Below are 23,682 nucleotides of genomic sequence, written 5' to 3'. Positions count from 1 at the left end.
CCAATGATGCACTGGGAACAACTTCTCTCCCTCAAAAAACAAGGAGACAAAAACAAACGCCTTCGCAAGGAAGAAGCCGACACGCGATTAGGTTTCGAAGTCGACTACGACCGCATCATTTTTTCGTCGGCGTTTCGCAGCTTGCAGGACAAGACACAGGTCATTCCGTTGTCGAAGACCGATTTCGTGCACACGCGCCTTACGCATTCGCTCGAAGTTTCGGTCGTTGGGCGCTCGCTTGGACGTTTGGCCGGGAAACAGATCATCGAGAAATATCCGCACCTTTCGGAATCGCACGGTTTCCATATGAACGATTTCGGTGCGATCGTCGCCGCGGCAGCGTTGGCACACGACATCGGAAATCCTCCGTTCGGGCATTCGGGCGAAAAAGCCATAGGCGAATATTTCAAGAGCGGAAAAGGAAAACAATTCAAGGACCAGCTTTCAGACAAGCAATGGCAAGACCTCATCGATTTTGAAGGCAACGCCAACGGATTTTCGGTGCTCGCGGGTTCGCGTCCCGGAAACGAAGGCGGATTGCGCATTTCGTACGCGACTTTGGGCGCTTTCATGAAGTATCCGAAGGAAAGCCTTCCGAAGAAACCCACGTCGAACATTTCGGACAAGAAGTACGGATTTTTCCAGGCCGACAAGGAATTCTTCAAAGACGTCGCTTCGGAACTCGGGTTGATTGCGAACAAAACCGGAAACGACATCGGTTTCGAACGCCATCCGCTCGCGTTTTTGGTCGAAGCCGCCGACGACATCTGTTATACGATCATCGATTTCGAGGACGGCATCAACCTCGGATTGATTTCGGAAGATTACGCGCTCGAATACCTGATCAAACTCGTCAAGGACACGATCAACCTCGAAAAATACAACGAACAGCAAACCAAGGAAGACCGTTTGAGTTACCTGCGCGCTTTGGCCATCGGTAGCTTGATCGGCGATGCGGTTCGCGTCTTTATGGAAAACGAGGAACTTATCCTTGAAGGAAAATTCCATCACGCGCTTATGGACAAAAGCAAATACAAGGCGCAAATGGACGACATCATCAAGCTGTCGGTCAAGAACATTTACCAAAGCCGCGAGGTCATCGAAAAAGAGCTTACGGGTTATCAGGTGATCAACAACCTGCTCGACCGTTTCATCACGGCCTACAACAACAAGTTCGACGGAAACGCGACCAATTACGACAACCTGTTGCTCAAGGTGTTGCCCGAAAAACATTTGGTTGAAAAAGAAACGCTGTATGAACGGTTGCTGCACATCTGCCATTTCGTTTCTATGCTAACCGACGGAAAAGCGCTCATCTATAACCGCATCGTGACTTCCTAAATCTATTGAAGTTTCTTTTGCCCAGCGATTTAACAATTTTGCGGAAAAATAAAGTTATGTTTGCGTTCAGCTAAACTAAACCAACTTTAATCCAATGAAAAAAATTACTTCTGCGTTGTTTTTTCTGATTCCGCTATTGGGAATTTCCCAAAACGCCGAGCAGAAAATTCAAGCTTATCTCGACGCTAATCGCTCTAAATTAGGACTTAGCGCCCAAGACGTTTCAGATTGGGTCGTAGACGGAAAGCTCAACTCCGAGAGTACGGGAATAGACAATTACTTCGTTAAGCAACGTTTCAACGGCACCGAAGTTTTTGCCTCATCCTCTAACTTTTGGATCAAGAACGGGCAAGTCATCAACGTAGCCGGAGAAAATTTCGTCGCGAACCTCTCCCAAAAAATAAACACGGTAAATCCGCAATTGGATGTACTGCAAGCTTTGGCTTCCGGGCTTTCAGGTTTGGGAATCCAATCGCGTGCACATACGGTTGTTGAAACCATTTCGCCAAAAAACTTCGTGATCAGCAACGACGGCCTCGAACCTATTACGGCCGAACTTGTCTATCAGGTCACCCCAGACGGGAATTTGCGCCTTGCTTGGGATTTCACGATAGAAACCAAAGGACATCACCATGTTTGGAGCATCCGTGTGGACGCGGTTTCGGGTACAATCCTTGCTCAAAACGACATGGTGGTTTCGTGTAATTTCGACGCGCCGTTAGACAAGCCCGTGCTCGCTGACAATAGGGCGTATTCATTTTCAAAGGATTTTTTCAAACCGCAATCGGCGCTCGAAATCCAATCGGGTTCTTACCGCGTCATTCCGAGAGGTACCGAAAGTCCTGCGTTCGGGCCACGCCAATTGGTAGTTTCCCCTCATAACGTCACGGCTTCTCCTTACGGATGGCACGACACGAACGGATCGGCCGGAAACGAATTCACGACTTCGCGCGGCAATAACGTAGCTGCTTCCGAAGACCGTGATGGAGACGATTCTACAGCCGGAACTTTCGCCCAAGGCGGCGCTTCATTGACATTCGATTTCCCATACACCGGAACTAATGTCGAGACCAACACCTATACGCCGGCCGCCACTACCAACCTGTTTTACATGAACAATATCATGCACGACGTTTGGTATCAGTACGGGTTTAATGAAATAAATGGGAATTTTCAGCAGAACAATTACGGAAATGGCGGCGCTACCTCATTCTTAGGAGATGCGGTTGTTGCCGACAGTCAGGATTCCGCCGATCAGGAGCCGAGTCCGACAAACAGGAACAATGCGAATTTCGCAACATTTAACGACGGTACTCGTCCAAGAATGCAAATGTATGTGTGGGATTACGCACCTCGCTTTTTCTTCGTGAACTCACCAGCTGCGCTAACGGGCGGTTATCAGGCCACACAAAATCAGTTCAATCCGGGTCATGTCGACGTGCCCGTATCGCCTAACATGATCCAAACAGACCTCGTGTTGTACCAAGATACCGGAGCCAGCACGAACGAAGCCTGTGTCGCGCCTTCTAATGCAGCCCAAATGGCTGGAAAAATCGTTCTGATTCGTCGCGGAAACTGTGATTTCACGATCAAAGTGGAAAATGCACAAAACGCTGGCGCCGTCGCGGTTGTGATTACAGACAACGTCCCTATGCAACTCGTGAACATGTCGGGTGCAAACGCCAACATCACCATTCCGGCGATTTTCATTACAAAAGAATTGGGAGATGCTTTGATTGCGGCCATGCAAACTTCGACTGTGAACGTGAAGTTGTCTTCACCTCCGAATGATTTCGTGAATGCCGACGGCGATTTCGACAACGGCATCATCGCACACGAATACGGCCACGGGATTTCCACGCGCTTGACCGGCGGGCCAATGAATTCATCATGCCTATTCAACGATGAAGCCATGGGAGAAGGCTGGTCTGATTGGTTTGCATTGATGATGCAGCTCAAGGCCGGAGACGTAGGAACTACACCTAAAGGTATCGCTGCTTTCGCCTCAAACCAGCCAGCAGAAAATGGCGGTGGAATTCGGTCACTTCCTTATTCTACCGATATGGCAATCAACGGAAAGACATTCGGGGATTCAAATACCACTTCGGGCAATTACAGATACGACGTAGGTGAAGTATGGGCTTCCATGCTTTGGGACTTGACGTGGGCTTACATCAACAAATACGGATTCGACCCTAACGTATATACCGGAACAGGCGGAAACAACAAAGTCATGCGCCTTGTTCTCGACGGACTCAAACTACAGCCTTGCAGCCCGGGATTCGTTTCAGCACGTAATGCGATCATCGCTGCCGATCAAGCCACGACAGGAGGCCAGGATTATTGTATGATTTGGGAAGTGTTTGCAAGACGAGGTCTTGGCGTTAACGCATCGTCTGGATCTACGTCGAATGCGAACGATCAGGTAGAAGATTTTACAGAACCGACTCCAGGGGCGAACTGTACGCTCGGACTGGACTACTTCCACAATGAAGACGACATCCGCGTGTATCCTAACCCGACCAATGGTACGGTCAACATCCGCATCAACAACTATTCGGGCAACGTGAACATTCAGGTTGTAGACGTGAACGGACGTGTGGTCTTCCAAAAGCCGAACGCCGCTTTCAACAACGAACATTCCATCGACTTAAGCCATCTGCAAACTGGGATGTATGTGGTTAAAGTAAATGCGGAAAACATCAACATATCGCGAAAACTCATCGTGAATTGATCGAATTCCAAAGAAAACCATCAAGAAGCCCGTTTAACAGAACGGGCTTTTTTAATAATCGCAATTTGTCATTTTTTTAAAATTTTTCTTACATATGAATTTAACATTTCTTTATATTTGATACTCAACCAAATCAGTATCATTTATGAAGAAAATTCTTAACCTAGTTTTACTTTTTTACGGCTGCTTGGCCTTTTCGCAAACCGAACCTTGCGGAACGGACGTTTTTGCCAAAACGATCGCAAAGGAATTCCCCGAGGCCCAAGCGCGATTCGACGCCACCGACCAACAAATTCAGGAGTACATCCAACAAGGGCGAGGCCGCAAAAGCACGCAGGCCAACATTACAATTCCGGTAATCGTATATGTCGTACACAACGGTGTACCCGAAGGAACCGGCACAAATATCTCGGACAATCAGGTACAAAGCCAAATTTCTGCGCTAAACGACCATTTCTCGTTGTCGGGCATTACGTTTTGTTTGGCCACACGAAGAGGAGTGAACTCGACTTCCATCCCGATGCCGAGTGGCGCGACCCAAACAATTCCGGGTATCATCCACGTGAATAATGCAACATCTTCAAATCCGATGCTTACGCAAGCCTCTCTCGATGCGCTCATTTCGGCTACCGCTTCGTCGAACCTGATGCCTTCGCGATACATGAGAATATATGTGGTGCAAAGCATAGACGGGGCGTCTTCGGGAATTTTGGGTTTTGCTCCGTTCCCCAACTCACCATTGTTCGACGGCGTGCTCATGCGTTACGATGCGTTTGGAGATGCGGCGACTTGTGGAGGATGCAACCTACTTGCTTCGAACAACCAAGGAAAAGTCCTGACGCATGAAGTCGGGCATTACCTAAGCCTTTATCACACGTTCCAAGGCGGATGCTCGGGCGTGAATGATGGAACCATGGATTCGAATGGCGTACTGCTGTGCAATAAGAATGGCGACAAAGTATGCGACACACCGCAAGGCGCGATGATTTTTGGCTGCCCGGTTTCGGTTACGGTTTGTCCGAACGACGTTGCGCAAGACATCCATAATTTCATGCAGTACACCAACGATGCATGCCGCACACAATTCTCGGCTGGACAACAGGAACGCATGTTGGCTGCATTGGCCGTTCCGCGAGTCATGTTGGGTTCTACCGACAATCTTATTTATACGGGCATCTGTGGCTATCAAAACCTGATTTCAGCTACGTATACGCCTAGCACGTATCAAACTTGCCAAAACTCGGCCGTTACGTTCACCCCGCTTCTGATTTCCAACCCTAACACAACTTACTTGTGGAATTTTGGCGACGGTACTACCTCTTCGGCATCTACCGCGGTAAGCCATACTTTTGCATCAAGTGCGAATTCTCCGTATACGGTCACGCTTACCTTGACAAGCGGTGGATCAAGTGCGGTCTATTCGTCCCAAATCTATGTTTCACCATGCAATACGCCAATTCCTGGAGGCTTGGCCAATTGGTATTTGTCGTCTGCCAACGGACTGGCTTTCGGATCTGGAGTACCGGTCGTGGATCCTGTTTTCCCATCGGCGAACAAGACGTATTCGAGCAGTTCTGTCGCAAATACATCTAGCGGCAGCGTGTTGTTTTACACCAACGGCGTAAAAGTTTGGAGGGCCAATCACAGTTTGGTCAATGCGAGTTCCGGATCTTATGTCGCGATGAAAGGCCATAGTGGCGGCCAAAACGCTGTCGTGGCCGTTCCGATTCCGAACACTACCGATTATTACATCTTTACCAAAGGTTCCAATATAACTACCGTTCCAGGCGAGGCTGCCAACCCTTTGGATGGTCTTCGTTACACGCGTATCAATGTTTCGGGCACTACGTTGACGATGCCCGTCGCCAATATGAACGTTCCTGTCACGCCTTTGTCGGGTATGTCAGGTTATTTGCTCGGCAACAACAACGCCATGTATGGAGGCCAGGCCGTTTGCGCGTCGCAAAAATGCGGAGGCTACTGGATTTTCACGACACTGCGAAAAAGCAGCACCGAATTGGCTCTTGTCGTGTTTTCGCTGACATCGGCGGGATTGACTTATTCGAGTAGTATTACCACGCCGGTCACTCAGCCTAACTTCAACAACAACGAGACCATCAAAGTTTCGCCTGACGGAAACAGGTTGGTGTATCAGAACAACAATTACTCGCCACTTGTTTTGTACGATTTCGACAAATTCACGGGCGTATTGAGCAATCCGAAAATATTGTTCGCCGCACCTCCGCAGTATGTAACCCAAACTTTCGCTTTCAGTCCCGATTCCAAATTATTGTACACGGCCGATTTGTTCAAAGATCTTTATCAGTTCAACCTGAACAGTCCCGATCCCGGAGCCACTAAGAGAATCGTCGCGCATTCTGTCGCAAGTAGGGGAATGAAATTAGGCCCAGACGGTAAAATTTATTTTTCGGACCCATTAAAAGCCGATCTCTTCTCGTTCTCGGTAATCCACAATCCGAATAATCTCGTGACCGAAGCCAATCCGAATGCTTGTGCATACTCTCCTCAAGGCCCACAATTTCCGAATACGGTTTTCGGATCGGGTTCGCTATATACTGCAATGCCAAATATTGTTGAGCCTATGGGATTGAATTCGATCAGTCCGGTCGTAAATGGTTGTAGCTCGTATAAATTTTTCCCGAACGTCGCACAAGGTTCATGTTACACATCGTTCATCTGGAATTTCGGGGATCCGTCGTCTGGCGCAGCAAACACATCTACGGCAAACACGCCGACACACAACTTCACGGCTCCGGGTACGTATACCATAACGCTCAACAGCAGCACGAATGTCTTTATCGCACAAACCACCGTCACCATTACGCCAATGGCTATGCCAGTAATAGACGGAAGCGCCACGGCTTGTACTACAATCGACAACCACACATACAACTCGGTGAATTTGCTCGACGGCCAAACGGCACAATGGTCGATTACCGGTGGCGGCGGAACGATCATCGGGCAAAGCAACCAATCTGCGGTCGAAATCGCCTGGACATCATTGCCGGGTACGATTTCACTCACGGTCACCAATTCGGCAGGCTGTACCAGCACGGTCACCAAACAAATCGGCCAATTGTGTTGCCCTTGTTTTGACGATATTACATATGGTGTTTATCCGATGGAATTCGGATCGGCGCTTTCGTTCGAAATTTACCTCGACAACGAAGTAGATTGCGACCTTATGGAAGGCGGTACCGTCATCTGGAATTATGGTGACGGCACGCCACCGACTAATGTGACTTCACATCAGTTTCCTGCGACAGCGACTTATACCGTAACGGCGACCGTAACCTTAAACGGCTGTACCACGACAATTTCGTTCCCCGTACTTGCAGGTGGGCCTGGATCGGGACCTGGCGGGCCAGGAGGTGGAACTGGCAACTCTAAAACAAACACGCACTTGCAACATCCTAAACCGATAGCAAGGCCAATCGTGAAACCGAATCCTTCACATGGCCTTTTCAACATACATGTAGAAAAATTCTCGGGAAAATTCAATCTCCAGGTATTCGATCTCAACGGAAGGTTGGTATTCGAAAAAGATGAGGAAAATTTCGAAACCGAAAAAACAATCGACCTGAGTCATCTCCAATCAGGCGTATACGTTTTAAGCGCGAGTGGACAAAATATGACCTTTGCCCAAAAAATTATCAAGAACTAGATCAAAACAAAAGGCCCGTTATAACAAGCGGGCTTTTTTATTATTGGAAGTTGTAGACCAATCCGATTCCCAAAATCTGTTTGAGCTGTATTTTTGGCCCCACGGTGACTTGCTCGCCATCGCGCTCTTCTTTGGCTTTGATGTCGTCGTCGTAAACCAATTGTGTACCGATGCTTGCCTTGACGTATTCGTTCACGACGAAATCCATTTGCATCTGCCAATCGATATCGACATTGCCGAACTTGTTCAGGTAATCGGTATAAAGGCTGATGCGGTCCTCGAGCGTGATGTTCTTCCACAGTTCGTGCTTGTGATGACCCGTAATCAAGATACCGAGCTCCGTACGCGCTTGTTTTCCTTTTTTGAGGATTTCACCGGTCACGTCGTCATACACCGCCTTATCAACCCCGAATGCGCCTTGGTTGGCCAATCGCTGGTCGAGTACGAGCGTGTTTTTCATCGTAAGCGGAGAAAGGTAGAAATTGACTTTTTTGGCCTTGTTCGAATATTCGGCACCTACACCCAGAAACGTATAGGCCGGAGCGAAAGGTTTCGAAATCGGTTGGGCTGTGTTCGGATAATTGTAACCGTTGCTGAATTGCGTATTGAAAGTAAGCTTGGCCGAATGGTACCAATGCGAAACGGTATCCCTTCGATAACCGAAAGTCGAGTTGAACTGGAACGCATCGTCGGTTTTACGCCATTCGACGCCGTCCTGCTTGTTCATACCGTAACGCATGATAAGCTCGTTGCTCCATTTGGTCTGGTCTTTTTCGTATTTCCTGAAGAAGATGCCCTTGGCCAAACCCGAAACCGAACTCGTCCCGCCGGGATTCCAGTTCACGAACGCGATCTCGCTCAAATCGAAACTCAAGGTGTTCTTTTTTTCCCAATGCGAAGTAGTGTCGATCACGATGGGTTTAATGTCTTGCGAATAGCCTGCTACGCCTATAAAAAGCAACAGGCCGAACGTTCGGCATAATTTCATTGTGCTGTAGTTTTTTTGAAGTTGCAAAAATCGCAAATTCAATAGTTCCCGAAAATAAATTCGAGACTTTTAACGTCCAGACCTACCAATTGTTGTAATTGGGAAACGGTTCCGTGTTCTATGAATTGGTCGGGAAGTCCGATATTCTTTACAGGAAGGCAATAACCATGTGTCGAAGCGAATTCAAGTACTCCACTTCCGAAACCGCCGGCCACCACGCCGTCTTCCACCGTAATCACGGCTTCGTGCGACGTGAAAATGTCATGAAGGACTTGCTCATCCAACGGTTTGACGAAAGCGAAATCGCAATGCGAGAATTTTCCGGAATTGTCTATGTTTCCCAATGCTTCGATCACATTATTGCCGATGAAACCATTTGTCAGCACAGCCACTCGATTGCCTTTTCTGAGGCGTTTGGCTTTGCCGATTTCGATTTCTTCAAAAGATTTTTGCCAATCGACGATAACACCGCGTCCTCTCGGGTAGCGAATCGCGATCGGATGATTTAGCCCTAAAGAAGCCGTATACAACATATTGCGCAGTTCAACCTCATTCAAAGGCGAATACACGATCATATTCGGGATGCATCTCAGGTAAGCGATGTCGAAAACCCCGTGATGCGTCGCTCCGTCCTCGCCTACCAATCCAGCGCGGTCAAGACAGAAAATCACCGGGAGATCTTGCAAGGCCACATCGTGTATCACCTGATCGTAAGCGCGTTGCAGGAAAGTCGAATAAATGTTGCAGAAAACCGTCATGCCTTGCGTGGCCATTCCAGCCGATAACGTCACGGCATGCTGTTCGGCGATCCCGACGTCTATGGCGCGTTCGGGCATTTCATCCATCATGAACTTGAGCGAACTTCCGGTTGGCATCGCGGGTGTAATCCCTATGATTTTCAGGTTTTGACGCGCGAGTTCCAAAACGGTCAACCCGAACACGTCCTGAAATTTAGGCGGCAGGTTTTCTTCCGGTTTCGCGAGGATTTCACCCGTTTCCTTGTCGAATTTCCCAGGCGCGTGGTATTTCACCTGATGTTCTTCGGCCAAAGCCATTCCTTTTCCTTTTGTGGTGATGATATGCAGGAATTTGGGGCCTTTCTTTTTCTTGAGGCGTTCCAGTTCCGAAATCAGGGCATCGAAGTCATGTCCGTCGATCGGGCCCGAATAATCGAAATTGAGCGACTTGATCATGTTGTTCGCCTTCGGGTTGCGGCCTTCTTTCACCGATGTCAGATAATCCTTCAAAGCGCCCACACTCGGATCGATCCCGATCGCGTTGTCGTTGAGGATGACAAGGAGATTCGCGTCCGAAACGCCGGCATGGTTCAATCCTTCGAACGCCATTCCGGCTGCAATAGACGCATCGCCGATTACCGCAATGTGATTTTTTTCGTCATCGCCTTTTAGTTTTGAAGCGATCGCCATGCCCAAAGCCGCCGAAATCGCGGTAGACGAATGTCCAGTCCCGAACGTGTCGTAAACGCTTTCGCTTCGTTTCGGAAAGCCCGAAATCCCATCGTATTGCCGATTGGTGTGGAAAACATCTTTTCTTCCGGTAAGGATTTTGTGACCGTAAGCCTGGTGTCCGACATCCCAAACGAGTAAATCTTGGGGCGTGTCGAAAACGTAGTGAAGTGCAATCGTAAGTTCGACTACGCCGAGGCTCGCACCCAAATGTCCTTCTTTTTTCGAAACGACATCGATGATGAAATCGCGCAGTTCGGTCGCCAATAACGGCAATTTCTCACGCGCTATTTTTCGCAAGTCTGACGGAAACGAAATATGTTCAAGCAATGAAGTCGCCATTTTCAGGTATAATGGCAAATGTACGATTTTACTAGGTTTCGGTTATCGTCACGATTGGTCGTCTACCGTGGCCGATGGCGCATTTTCCATCACCGAACGGATGCCGTTGTCTCGCGCGTTATCGGTTTCATACATTTCGCTGGTGCCGATCACTTGTCCGTTCGATGCCTTGAGGTTGAAATACGGTTTGCCGCCAGCCGACAATTTTTTGTCGAACATGTCCTCGTTCTGTGCATTTTTCCTTACCGATTCCACGCCGTTTTCACAGGCAGATTTGGTGGTATAACTTTCACTCGACAGGATTTCCTGCCCGTTTCCCGCTTTTAGGCTGAACTGGAACTGTCCGTTCGACCTTTTGCTGATGACGAATTTTCCCATGACGAATAGATTTAACACCCTTAAAGTTACTTAAAATTAAGAGTATCAGACCTATACTTCATTTTAAAACCTGAGCTTCAAATCGTATTTTTGCCGTATGGAAAACATTTTCACCGACGAGTACTTTATGAAAAAAGCCTATCAGGAAGCCGAACTGGCGTATGAAAAAGGCGAAATTCCAGTCGGTGCGGTGATTGTCGTGAACGATCGCGTGATCGCACGCACGCACAACCTGACCGAAATGCTCAACGACGTGACCGCACACGCCGAGATGCAGGCCATCACTTCGGCCGCTAATTTCCTCGGCGGAAAATACCTTAAGGATTGCACGCTTTACGTCACTTTGGAGCCTTGCCAAATGTGCGCGGGCGCTTTGTATTGGAGCCAGATCACCAAAATCGTGTTCGGTGCGAGGGATGAACAAAGAGGATTTATTTCGATGGGTACGAAACTGCATCCGAAAACCCAAGTCGTACAAGGTGTCATGGCAAATGAGTGTGCCGACCTGATGCTGCGCTTTTTCGCGGAACGCCGCAAATAAAGGCTTTAAGAAATTTTCTTAAAATCACATAAAAATATCCGTACTTTAAAATAATAAATCGGATACATTTTGTGTTATGGCGATAATTACCGAAATCGTTCAGATTCAATAACCTAACCTCTCTCAAACACCATGAAAGCCGGAAAATTCCTCGGTTTGCTGTGCGCGCTCCTGATCGTGCACTCCTGTTCCAAAAAATCCCAAGCGGATTTCAACTCCAACCCCGATCTTTACAAGGAATTCATTACGGGTTACACCTCGGGAATCGTCTCTGTGAGTTCCGATGTACGCGTGCAGCTCGCTTTCTCCAAAAAAGAATGGACGCCCGGCGATGAACTCGATTCGGGACTTTTCGACATTTCGCCGTCGGTCGGCGGCAAGGTAAAAGCGCTGTCGAAAAACACGATCGCTTTCATTCCCGAGAAAAAGCTCGATCCGAACACGGTTTACCAAATCAAGCTCAAGCTCGGCGAAATCATCAAAACGCCAAAAGAACTGTCCGAATTCAAATTCACGATCAAAACCATCAAGCAGGATTTTGTCGTGAATACCGATGATTTGCAGTCGTACAGCAAAGAGTACCAATACCTCAACGCGACGCTCAAAACCGCCGACGGACTTTCGTTCGAAGACGCCCAAAAACTCGTCATCGCGCGTCAGGACGGGAAACCGCTCAAAGTCAAATTCGACAAAAACAAAAGCACGGCAACCGAATTCAAGTTCGTCGTAGACAGCATCGCGCGGCCTGAAGACGACGGCGAAATCGAGATTTTCTGGGATGGCGATCCCGCCGATATCGACCGCAAAGGCTCGCTCAAATTCCCGATTTCGGGCAGGAATTCGTTCAAGGTGCTTCAGATCGAAGTCGGTGACGAGAACAACCAGACGTTGCTCATCAACTTCTCCGATCCGCTCGACAAAGACCAGGATTTTTCGGGTCTTGTCGCGATCGAAAAATCTGAAAACCTGCGTTTTGCCACCGAAGGCAACGTGCTTAAAGTGTTTTACGACAACGTGAATGCGCCACAATCGACCGAATCCGATTATAGTTACGGATCGGAAGAAACGGCCTCGTCGGAACGGCTTGTAGAAGTTTTCCAAGGCATCCGCAACAGCGACGGCCAGAAAATGAAGAAAAGTTATTCGCAAAAACTGCTGTTCGAACAGATAAAACCCGGCGTGCGACTCGTCAAAAGCGGGAATATTTTACCGAGTTCGACCAATCTCAAACTCAATTTTGAAGCGGCGAGCCTGAAACAGGTCGATGTCAAAATCTACAAGATTTACAAGAACAACATCATGCAGTTCCTTCAGGACAACAAACTCAACGGCAGCCGCAACCTGAAGCAAGTCGCCCAACCTATCGCGAAAAAAACCATCACGCTCAAGCAGAATACGATCCTCAATTACCTCAAGTGGAATACGTATGCGCTCGATTTGTCGAAAATCATCAACGTCGAGCCTGGTGCGATCTATCGCGTCGAATTCAGCTTCAAGAAGAAATATTCGCTTTATAAATGCAGCGGTTCATCGACTTCGGAATCCGATTCTGAAGAAGAGGAGGAAAACGAGGACGACGTGAATTACAGCGGTGAAAACTACGACGATTACTACTATTACGAAGAAGATTACGACTGGCAGGCCGACGCCGATGCGTGCAGCGATTACTATTATCACAGAAGCCGTACGGCCACGAACCTTCTCGCTTCAGACATCGGCGTAATCGCCAAGCGCGGTCTCGACAAATCGTACCTGATCGCGGCGAACAACATCCTGACGACCGAACCGATCACGGGTGCGACTGTCGAACTCTACAATTACCAACAACAGAAAATCGCTTCAGGCGCGACCGGAACCGACGGCACGGCCACTTTCCGACCGAACAAATACGCCTATTTCGCAATCGTCACAAAAGACAAACAAAGCACATATTTGAAACTAGACGACGAATTGTCGCTTTCGGTGAGCAATTTCGACGTATCGGGCGAAACGTTGCAGAAAGGCCTCAAAGGTTATATTTACGGGGAACGCGGCGTGTGGCGGCCTGGCGACAATATTTACCTGTCGTTTATTTTGAACGACAACGCAAATAAACTGCCGGCGAACCATCCGATCAAATTGCGCGTAACCGATGCGCGCGGTAAAGTAACCTTCCAAACCGTGCAAACCCACAACGCGCTGAACCACTACAAATTCGTGGTTCCGACCGCGATGGACGCACCGACCGGAAGTTGGGAAGCCGTCGTGAACGTCGGAGGTGCGCGATTCTACAAGAACATCAAGGTCGAAACGATAAAACCGAACCGCCTCAAAATCAAAAACAGTTTTAACGGCACGTTCCTTTCGGCTTCCAAAGAAAACAGCAACACCATCCAGGTCACGTGGCTTCACGGAGCGATCGCGAAAGACCTGAAGACCGAAGTACAGATGAAGGTTTCCCAACAACCGACATCGTTCAAAGGCTACGATAATTACAATTTCGACGACGCTACGCGCACGTTCTACGACGAGGAAATTAACCTGTTCTCGGGCAAAGTCAACCAGAACGGCATGGCGACTTTTTCGATAAAGCCCAATATCGCCTCGTATTCTCCGGGAATGCTCAGGGCCGCGTTCATCACCAAGGTTTACGAAGCGGGCGGCGATGTGAGCACAGACGTGAGTTCGGTCGATTTTTCGCCTTATTCGACCTATATCGGAATCAAAGAACCCGAAGGCAACCGCTACGGAATGCTTGAAACCGGTAAAACCAATCGTTTCGAGATCGCGTCGGTGAACGAAAACGGATCGGCGGCGGCAAATGCTTCGATAGATGTTTACGTATACCGATTGGAATCGCGTTGGTGGTGGGATGCATCTTCGGATAACCTGTCGCGCTACAGCAACGGCACATCGATCACGCCTTACAAACAGTTCAAGGCGACGACGAACGCATCGGGCAAGACTTTCGTGAACCTCAACATTCCCGAAGATGATTGGGGCCGTTATTTGATTCGCGCAGTGGAATCTGACGGAGGCCACGCCACATCGCAAACCGTATTCATCGACTGGCCTTCATGGTCGGGAAAAACGCGCCAGACCGACGGACAATCGGCCACAATCCTAATGTTCTCAACGGATAAGAAAAAATATTCCGTTGGCGAAAAAGCCAAAATATTCTTCCCGTCGAGCGCCGGCGGACGAGCGTTGATTTCGATTGAAAACGGAACGAAAGTCCTCAAGACATTATGGGCCAAAACCCAAAAAGGCGAAACCCAGGTCGAACTCCCGATCGAGGCCGCGATGGCGCCGAACGTGTATATCAACATCACGCTTTTGCAACCGCACGCCAATACGATAAACGATTCACCTATCCGATTGTATGGCGTCGTACCGATTGAAGTCGTAGATAAGAACACGATCCTCGAACCGCAGCTTTCGATGCCTTCGGAACTCAAACCGGCTCAAACCGCGACGCTTAAAGTCTCTGAAAAGAACGGACGCGGCATGTCGTATACGATCGCGATTGTCGACGAAGGTCTGCTCGACCTCACGCGATTCAAAACTCCCAACGCCTGGGATGCATTCTATGTCAAAGAAGCGCTGGGCGTGCGTACTTGGGATATTTACGACGATGTGATCGGCGCATACGGCGGAAAAATCAACCAGGTTTTCGGAATCGGCGGTGACGCGGCGCTCGGAGGCGGAAAAGCCAAAAAAGCGAACCGTTTCAAACCGGTCGTGATGTATCTCGGGCCGTTCAAACTCGAATCGGGACAAACGCAGACACACAAAGTCACGTTGCCGCGCTATATCGGTTCGGTCAGGACGATGATCGTGGCCGCAAATGCGAATACGGGCGCTTACGGTTCGGTCGAGAAAACGACGCCGGTGCGCAGCCCGCTTATGGTTTTGGCATCGCTTCCGCGCAAAATCACGCCTTCCGAAAAAGTCACGCTTCCGGTAACGGTGTTCGCGATGAAGGAAAACGTGAAGAATGTAAAGGTAGAAATCAAGACGAGCAACAACATCCGCATCGTCGGAAATGCCGCGCAAACCTTGACTTTTGACCGTCCGGACGAGAAAATGGCGTATTTCAGTCTTGCGGTAAACAGCGCCACAGGAATCGGAAAAGTCCAGGTAATCGCGACTTCGGGCAACGAAAAATCGACATACGACGTAGAGCTCGACGTGATGAATCCGAATCCGGTTACCAATACTTATTCGGATGTGATTTTAGGCCCGAACAGCTCCAAAACCATCGCTTGGGAAGGATTTGGTGAACGCTCGAGCATTAAAGCCGCGCTCGAGGTTTCATCTGTTCCGATGATCGATTTGAACCGACGATTGAAATATTTGATCGAATATCCGCACGGTTGTGTCGAACAGACGACTTCGTCGGTTTTCCCTCAATTGTATCTCGCCGATATTATGGACATCGAACCGACGCGCAAACAAAGCATCCAACGCAATGTGACCGCGGGCATCCAACGCCTCAACAGTTTCCAGCTTGCAAGCGGCGGCATCGTCTATTGGCCGGGCAATTCGTATGCGGACGATTGGGGAACTTCGTACGCCGGACATTTCATGATCGAAGCCGAGAAAAAAGGATATGTATTGCCTATCGGATTCAAGCAAAAATGGATTTCATACCAACAGCGCACGGCCAAACAATGGCGTTACGAACCGCAATACGGCAACGATCTGGCGCAATCATACCGATTGTACACGTTGGCTTTGGCGGGTTCGCCCGATCTGGCTTCGATGAACCGATTGCGCGAAACGGCCGGAATCTCGAATGAAAGCAAATTGAGATTGGCCGCGACGTATGCGCTTGTGAAACAATCTTCGGCCGGTTTGGCCTTGTTGTCGAAATCGAAAATCGACGAATACGACGGACATTATTGGTATTACGGATCGGAAGACCGAAATCGTGCGATGGCATTGGAAACGTTGATTTTGCTCGGACAGAAAAAACAAGCGTTCGCCATGGCCAACAAACTCGCCAAAGAAATGTCTTCGAACCGATGGATGAGCACGCAGACGACAGCCTATTCGTTATATGCGATGTCGCAATTCGCTCAATCGAACGGCGGTGGCGGACTGGAGTTGGAATATGCCGAAAACGGCAAGAACATTTCGATCAAAACCGCCAAATCGCTCGCAGGACGCAGCCTAGTCGCAAAACCCGGCAAGAATTCGATCACATTGCGGAATACGAAAGGAAATACGGTTTACGTCCGAGTGTTGAACAGCGGTATTCTTCCGGTAGGCAAAGAACTTGCGGGACAACGCAACCTGAAAATCGCTACGGTGTTCAAGGATCGCAAAGGGAATTCGGTAAACGTTTCGAAAATCAAGCAAGGCACGGAATTCATCGCCGAGATTTGGGTGACGAACCAGACCAACGAATATGTGGACAATGTGGCGTTGACGCAAATTTTGCCTTCGGGATTCGAAATCGTCAATACGCGTTATACCGATTATGGCTCCTCTACACAAAATACAGCCGATTATATCGATATTCGCGATGACCGCGCCAATTATTATTTCGGACTTAAGGCAGGTGAAAGCAAGAAGTTCAGCATGCTTGTGAACGCGTCGTATCTGGGTGCTTATTACTTGCCGGGATTGCAGTGCGAAGCAATGTACGACAATGATTATTTGGCTAGGAATAAGGGGATGTGGATTGAGGTGTTGCGTTGATCGGTTTTAACAAAATAGGTGGAAAAACTGTAATGGGATATTCGGAAAATCAAGGTTATTTGTAAGACCTAACAGATTTGTAAATCTGTTAGGTCTCAAAACCTCCAAAAAACCATATATCAACGCCATCGAAAATCAATCCAAGCCATGAAAAAAGAGCCTTTTCTTCCCAACCACAATTACCTGATCAAAAACTCGGGCAACAACTTTGAAACCTTGTTCCTCGAACCAAGAAACTACAGCTATTTCCTCGCGCTTTTTGAAAAGCACGTAGGACAAATCGCCACGCTTGAAGCCTTTCGTTTCTTCAGCAACAAATTCGAATTGCTCATCCGAATCAAGGAAAGCTCACAAATTCCGCCCAAATACCAAGATCGCCTACACCAGCCGTTCTCGAATTTTTTCAACGCTTATTGCAAGGCTATAAACAAGATGTACGGCCGCTCCGGAAGTCTTTTCCGCGAACACTTCAAGCGTATCAGGATCGATGACGGATTAGTCCAAAAACTAAAGAATTCCATGAACGAACAGCCTGTAACGGCAAAAAACCAAATCCGACATAAAGTTCCGGATCATCTTCGTTCGCCTAATATGAAAATCCGTCGCGAATCCAAATTGGCATTGTTGCGAAAACCGTTCACGATCGCGGCGTCGATTGCGCTGTTTTTTACACTGAACTCTTTCTGTGCAGCGCAAAAGCAACCCGAAAAACTCCGATCCGTAAACGATACCATACCAAAAATCCTTTACACCTATCTTCCCAAATTGAAAGAAAGCACGTCAAGAGATTCACTGATTTTCCCGTACGAGCCCTTTTACGACGAACAAGAAGGAAAATATATGGTCATCGGCAGGTTTGTAGACGACAAGGCCATCCATGCGATCAGTGCGACCGCGAAAGACAGTTCCATCACATTTTACGAATATCAAAAGCCGGAATGGAAAATCGTCGGTAAGGAAAAACTCGTGGATTTCGACGAATTCTATTTTGAAGATATGGACGGCGACACCAAAAATGAACTCGTGGCCCAATCGGGCACGAACATGAACGGCAATCGCGAATACACGATTTTTCGTCTGTTCTCAACATCGGGAAAAATCGAACGTGTATGTGATTTTTTTGGGCGTTACCAATTGATTCCAGGCAAAAAACTCGCTTATTCCTACGAAGGAAGTTGGTATTCCGACAACATTTACACCTTATACCAATGGAAAGACGACAAGCTGCTTCCCGTGAGGAGCGTGACGTTGCATCTGAAAAATCCCGAAAAGACGAACGCCAGGCAAATCATTTTTGAGCAAAACAAAAAGTTCCAGGACGATGCGATGGTCGAAATATTCAACCAGTCCTACAGCCGCAAAAACAAAGCACATCGCTACGTTATCGAACACATTTTCGACGATAATTTCCAACTCAAGTGAGCAAGATTTCAGCTTTCTTTTCGAACATTTGGCAAACCATAAAACGCAACCGCATCAAATCGGCCATTGCGTTTGTCTTACTTATCGTTTATTATTTCTCGCTTCCGCGGACGTTGTTCCAGGAACCATTCTCAACGGTAATCGAAAGCGACGACGGACAACTCCTGGGCGCGAAAATCGCCGACGACAGACAATGGCGTTTTCCCGCAGCCGATAGCGTCCCGGACAAATTCAAGCAATGCATCGTCCATTTCGAGGACGAGAATTTTTATTGGCATCCCGGATTCAACCCGATATCGATGTGGAAGGCGTTCATAGAAAACCGAAAAGCCGGAAAAGTGCGTCGCGGCGGAAGTACGATAACCCAACAGGTCATCCGTTTGTCGCGCAAGAACAAAGTGAGAAGTTATTCCGAAAAATTGATCGAAGTGGTTTTGTCCACGCGATTGGAATTTCGGCATTCCAAAGAAAGAATTCTCGAGTTATATGCGGCCCATGCACCTTTCGGCGGAAACGTCGTCGGTTTGGAAATGGCCTCGTGGCGTTATTTCGGGATTCCGTCCAACCAACTTTCGTGGGCCGAAAGCGCGACATTGGCCGTGCTTCCTAACGCGCCGAGTTTGATCTATCCGGGAAAGAACCAACAAAATTTGCGTAGAAAACGCGATGCTTTGCTATTGAAGTTGCTGAATCGGAACGTGATTGACAAAATGACGTACGATCTCGCTCTCACCGAACCACTTCCGCAAAAACCGTTCGATTTACCGCAAACCGCGCCTCACCTGCTCGATCGCGTCGAACAAAAAGACAAAGGAAAGCGCATCCGCACGACGGTCGACATTTCGCTGCAGGAACGCGTGAACCAGATTTCAAAAACCTATTACAACCAATACCGCCAGAACGAGATTTACAACATGTCGATTTTGGTCATCGATGTCAAGACCCGCAACATCGTGGCATATGTGGGCAACTCACCTACAGATTCCGACCACGACAAGGATGTCGACATCATCTCGGCGCCCAGAAGTACCGGAAGTATACTCAAACCGTTGCTGTTCGCGAGCATGCTCGACGAAGGCGAAATTTTGCCCAATACGCTTGTCGCCGACGTCCCGGTCCAGATTTCGGGTTTCGCGCCCCAGAATTTCGACATGACTTACGACGGTGCCGTTCCCGCACAACGGGCTTTGGCGCGCTCGTTGAACATTCCGTCGGTGTTGATGCTTCAGGAACACGGTGTGAACAAATTCTATGAAACGCTCAAAAAATACAGACTCAAGGATTTGACTTTCCGACCCGATCATTATGGCCTGTCGCTGATTTTAGGCGGGGCCGAATCGAATTTATGGGATTTGTGCCGAACGTACGCCAACTGGACGTCCACGCTCAATTATTTCAATTCGCATCAGGCCAAATATCGCACGAAAGAATTTTCGGAACTGAATTTTTACGAAGAATCAAAACCCGATTTCGGATCGGAAACCTATCAAAAAACCATGATTGGCGCGGGATCGATCTATCTCACGTATAACGCCATGAAGGAAGTCAACCGGCCCGAAGGAGACGAAGCCTGGAAATTCTATGATTCGTCTATGGAAATCGCGTGGAAAACCGGTACGAGTTTCGGCAACAGAGACGCTTGGGCCATCGGTACGAATTCCGATTACGTCGTTGGCATCTGGGTCGGAAACGCTTCGGGCGAAGGCAGGCCCGAATTGACCGGCGTGAATTATGCCGCGCCGATTTTATTCGACGTTTTCAACCTGCTTCCGAGAAAAAAATGGTTCGCAAAGCCTTTGAACGACCTCGAGGAAGTCGAAATTTGCACCCAAAGCGGTTACCTCGCCCAAGACGACTGCCCGAAGGTTTCACAATTTGTACCGATCCGTGGCAAGAATACCAAAGCGTGTCCGTATCACAAGCTCGTGCATTTGGATCGGACGCAGAAATTCCGCGTGAATTCAAGCTGCGAAGACGTCGGGAACATCGTCAACAAAAAATGGTTCGTGCTTCCGCCGGTCATGGAATGGTATTACAAAAGCCATCATATCGATTATTTACCGCTTCCGCCGTATCGCGACGATTGCCAGCACAACGAAAAAGGCGTGATGGATTTCATCTATCCGAAGAATTACAACGCCAAAATCTATCTTGCGAAAGATTTCAACGGAAAAGTCCAGCCCGTGATCCTAAAAGTCGCACATTCCGATCCAAAAGCCACGCTTTTTTGGTACGTCGACAATGTTTTTAAGGGCCAAACCCAACATTTCCATGAAATGCAGCTCGACACCGAAACCGGAATCCACTATGTAACCGTGACGGATTCTCGAGGAAACGAGGCGAATCGTAAATTAGAGATCATACGCGATTGAGGTTTGTCTACATTTGGTCAAAACAAATCTCATGAAAAGAAAACTACTCCTTTTTTTGGCGGCTTTTTTGATTTCGGACTACAGCTTCGCACAAGCGGTCGCCAATCCTGTAAGCGATTTGACGCAATGCGGAAACACTATTTTCGATTTGACTGTCACTGCCAACGCCGCGCTCGGTAATCAATCGCCCAACCAATTTACGGTGTCTTGGTATATGACCATGATGGACGCCGACAATGACGTCAATCCCATAGCCAATCCCAATGCTTTTTATGGCACGAATGAAGAAGTCGTGTGGTTGCGCGTAACGAATATGACGACTCAGGAATTCGACGTGACTTCTTTCACGCTTCACCTTACGGGAATGACCTTTACGCCTTTGCCCGACGTAACGGCTTGTGGTTTTTATACACTGCCTGTTTTAAATGCCGGACAATATTATTCGCAACCCAATGCGCAGGGACAACCTTTGCCCGCAGGAACGACCATTGCCGTAACGATGATGGTGTATGTACATGGCAGCGGCTCTGAGTGCGATTTCGAAGACAGTTTTATGGTGTTCATCCTTCCTTTTCCGACAGCTCCGATGATGAACGATGTCACCATTTGCTCGCAATATGTGTTGCCCGAATTGAACGCAGGAAATTACTATACCGGTCCTGGCGGAACAGGAACGATGTTACAGGCCGGCACGACGGTTACCGAATCGATGACGATTTATGTTTTCGTGACGAACGGTTTTTGTACCGATGAATCTTCTTTTGAGGTAATCCTGCAATCTGCGCCTGATATCGATGTGGAAGACGTCACTTCCTGTACACCTTACCAATTGCCTGCTTTACCTGACGGGCAAATGTATTATTTGATTCCGGGAGCAGCTCCGGTTGAAGCGGGAACTATAATTTATGAAACTCAAGACGTGTATGTGGGCGCTCAAAACGGAAATTGCGGAAACTTTGCCTCGTTTACGGTTACCGTCGGCGATTTCGATTTCGACCCGCAACCGATGACAGCCTGTTCGTTAAACGGTTTCGGAACGTTCGATTTCAATGCGCTTTATGCCGAAATCAATGCGTTAAGCCCAAGCGCCAACGTCGCGATTTACCTTACTCTTGCCGATGCTTTGGCTCAAGCCGCACCAGTGCTTCCGATTTACACTGCCATGTCGTCTTTCCAAGTCGTGTATGTACGCATAGAGAATATGGCTACCGGATGTTTTTCTATTCATGGCATGACATTACAAACGTTCGCCTGTACAAATTCTTCTATTTCGGGTGTCGTGCAGTTCGATGCCGACTCCGATGGTTGCGATGCTTCCGACGTAGGTTTGGAAGGCATACAAATCACGTGTACCAATGGCAACCACGTATTTTATGCTTATACCAACGCCCAGGGCGAATATACGTTTGAAGACGTATTCTTGGGGAACAATTTCATCTCTGTCGTCAATTCTACTTTACCGACAGGCGCGATTTTAATCGGCAATCCGACCCAAACCGTCAACGTTACGGGCGACGGCCAGCAACTCGACGCGAATTTCTGCGTGAATGATGCAAATGATTTCATGGATGCCGGTATATTCCTCTACGCCAATTGGGGCGCCGTTCCGGGTTTTGCCGCACATTATACGATTTATGTGCACAATGGTGGCGCTTTGCCGATTTCGGGAAGCGTAACGCTTACATACGACGAGGCCAAACTCAATTTTGTTTCGAGTTCTCCGGCTCCGGCTTCTGCGAGCACAGGTTCGATTACCGTGAATTTTACCGATATCGAAGCGTTCGGATCTTTGTACATTCCCATACAATTCAATGTCGAGACGCCACCAACGGCCAATTCGGGCGATGTGTTGCATTTTAACGCCACGGTTTCTATCGCCAACGACATCAATCCTAACAACAACGTAAGCGTGTTGAACCAAACGGTCGTAAATTCATACGATCCGAACGACATTACCGTACATGAAGGAACATCGATCACGCCTCAACAGGCTTCAGATTATCTGCATTATACGATCCGTTTCCAAAATACGGGCACGGCGCCTGCGGTCAACGTAAGACTTGAAAATGAGCTAGCCGACCTGCTCGATTGGAATACGTTCAGGCCTGTCGCGTCGAGCCATGCTTATCTGGCCAATCGCGATGGCAACCAGGTCACGTTCAATTTTTACGGCATCAATTTGGCGGCCGAACAGGATGACGAACCTGCAAGTCACGGATACATCGTCTACGAAATCAAACCGGTTGCGGGCATCCAACTCGGTGACACTATCGAAAATACGGCCGAAATCTATTTCGATTTCAATCCTGCGATCGTAACCAATACGGCAACGACGACCGTCGAGCAACTTTCAACGCCCGAAAATCAAAGCGATGTTTTCGTGCTGTATCCGAATCCGGCTTCTGGAAGTTTTATAATCCGATCTGTCGAAAACAATCAATTGGACATGGAAATAACCGATGTGCGCGGTTCAACCGTATTGTCTAAACGACTTACACCTATTCAAAATGAAAGCGTTGTCGATATTTCTGGATTGAGTTCGGGGCTTTATTTTGTAAAACTGTCTTCCGAAAACGCTTCTTTGACGAAAAAGCTCATAATCAGATAATCACTAAAATCATCCTATAAGAAAATCCCGACACAGTTCGGGATTTTTTTTTTAAATAGGAACAAATTCTCATCAAAAACTGTCATATCATCAATGTCAGTATACAACTATTTGATTGCG

Annotated in this window: 11 protein-coding genes; 8 read left to right on the top strand and 3 right to left on the bottom strand. The window is 48.2% G+C overall.

The annotated features are described in order from the left end of the window. Positions 1–6 precede the first annotated feature (6 nt). The 3 genes from dgt to HZF10_RS11600 all read left to right on the top strand — a co-directional run bounded on the left by dgt (position 7) and on the right by HZF10_RS11600 (position 7,760). Positions 7–1,341, top strand: a complete 1,335-nt coding sequence (gene dgt, locus HZF10_RS11610) for a dGTP triphosphohydrolase (protein ID WP_176006462.1) — start codon at positions 7–9, stop codon at positions 1,339–1,341. A 94-nt stretch (positions 1,342–1,435) separates the two neighbouring features. Beyond that, entirely contained in the window at positions 1,436–4,075 is a 2,640-nt protein-coding gene (locus HZF10_RS11605) for a T9SS-dependent M36 family metallopeptidase (RefSeq protein WP_176006368.1), read from the top strand. 145 nt (positions 4,076–4,220) lie between these two features. Then, on the top strand, positions 4,221–7,760 hold the full coding sequence (locus HZF10_RS11600) for a PKD domain-containing protein (RefSeq protein ID WP_176006367.1): 3,540 nt from the start codon (positions 4,221–4,223) through the stop codon (positions 7,758–7,760). 40 nt (positions 7,761–7,800) lie between these two features. Here HZF10_RS11600 and HZF10_RS11595 read toward each other — a convergent pair whose 3' ends face one another. Genes HZF10_RS11595 through HZF10_RS11585 form a run of 3 tightly spaced genes read right to left on the bottom strand, consistent with a single transcriptional unit; the run spans position 7,801 to position 10,934 of the window. Further along, the gene (locus HZF10_RS11595) at positions 7,801–8,748 is read right to left on the bottom strand and encodes a DUF3078 domain-containing protein (RefSeq protein ID WP_176006366.1); all 948 of its coding nucleotides are present in this window, start codon (positions 8,746–8,748) and stop codon (positions 7,801–7,803) included. 38 nt (positions 8,749–8,786) lie between these two features. After that, entirely contained in the window at positions 8,787–10,556 is a 1,770-nt protein-coding gene (locus tag HZF10_RS11590) for a 1-deoxy-D-xylulose-5-phosphate synthase (protein WP_176006461.1), read from the bottom strand. Positions 10,557–10,604: 48 nt separating this feature from the next. Continuing rightward, a complete protein-coding gene (locus HZF10_RS11585) occupies positions 10,605–10,934 on the bottom strand; it encodes a YegP family protein (protein ID WP_176006365.1) in 330 nt (109 codons plus the stop codon). A gap of 97 nt (positions 10,935–11,031) precedes the next feature. Here HZF10_RS11585 and HZF10_RS11580 point away from each other — a divergent pair, with 97 nt between their 5' ends. From HZF10_RS11580 to HZF10_RS11560, 5 genes are all read left to right on the top strand, one after another. Further along, a complete protein-coding gene (locus HZF10_RS11580) occupies positions 11,032–11,475 on the top strand; it encodes a nucleoside deaminase (protein ID WP_176006364.1) in 444 nt (147 codons plus the stop codon). Between the two features lie 132 nt (positions 11,476–11,607). Further along, positions 11,608–17,160 (top strand): alpha-2-macroglobulin family protein, encoded by a 5,553-nt coding sequence (locus HZF10_RS11575; protein WP_176006363.1) that lies wholly within the window; start codon positions 11,608–11,610, stop codon positions 17,158–17,160. A gap of 147 nt (positions 17,161–17,307) precedes the next feature. Continuing rightward, positions 17,308–18,582: a hypothetical protein gene (locus tag HZF10_RS11570; RefSeq protein WP_176006362.1), complete on the top strand. Its 1,275-nt coding sequence runs from the start codon at positions 17,308–17,310 to the stop codon at positions 18,580–18,582. Beyond that, positions 18,579–20,954 (top strand): penicillin-binding protein 1C, encoded by a 2,376-nt coding sequence (gene pbpC, locus HZF10_RS11565; RefSeq protein ID WP_317171621.1) that lies wholly within the window; start codon positions 18,579–18,581, stop codon positions 20,952–20,954. Before HZF10_RS11570 ends, pbpC begins: the two co-directional genes overlap by 4 nt. A 31-nt stretch (positions 20,955–20,985) precedes the next feature. Further along, the gene (locus HZF10_RS11560; RefSeq protein WP_176006361.1) at positions 20,986–23,562 is read left to right on the top strand and encodes a T9SS type A sorting domain-containing protein; all 2,577 of its coding nucleotides are present in this window, start codon (positions 20,986–20,988) and stop codon (positions 23,560–23,562) included. Positions 23,563–23,682: the final 120 nt, after the last annotated feature.

Source organism: Flavobacterium agri (assembly GCF_013401995.1).
Taxonomy (GTDB): Bacteria; Bacteroidota; Bacteroidia; order Flavobacteriales; family Flavobacteriaceae; genus Flavobacterium; species Flavobacterium agri.
The sequence above is the reverse complement of the archived record's forward strand: the minus strand, read 5'-3'. Positions and strand labels throughout refer to the sequence as shown.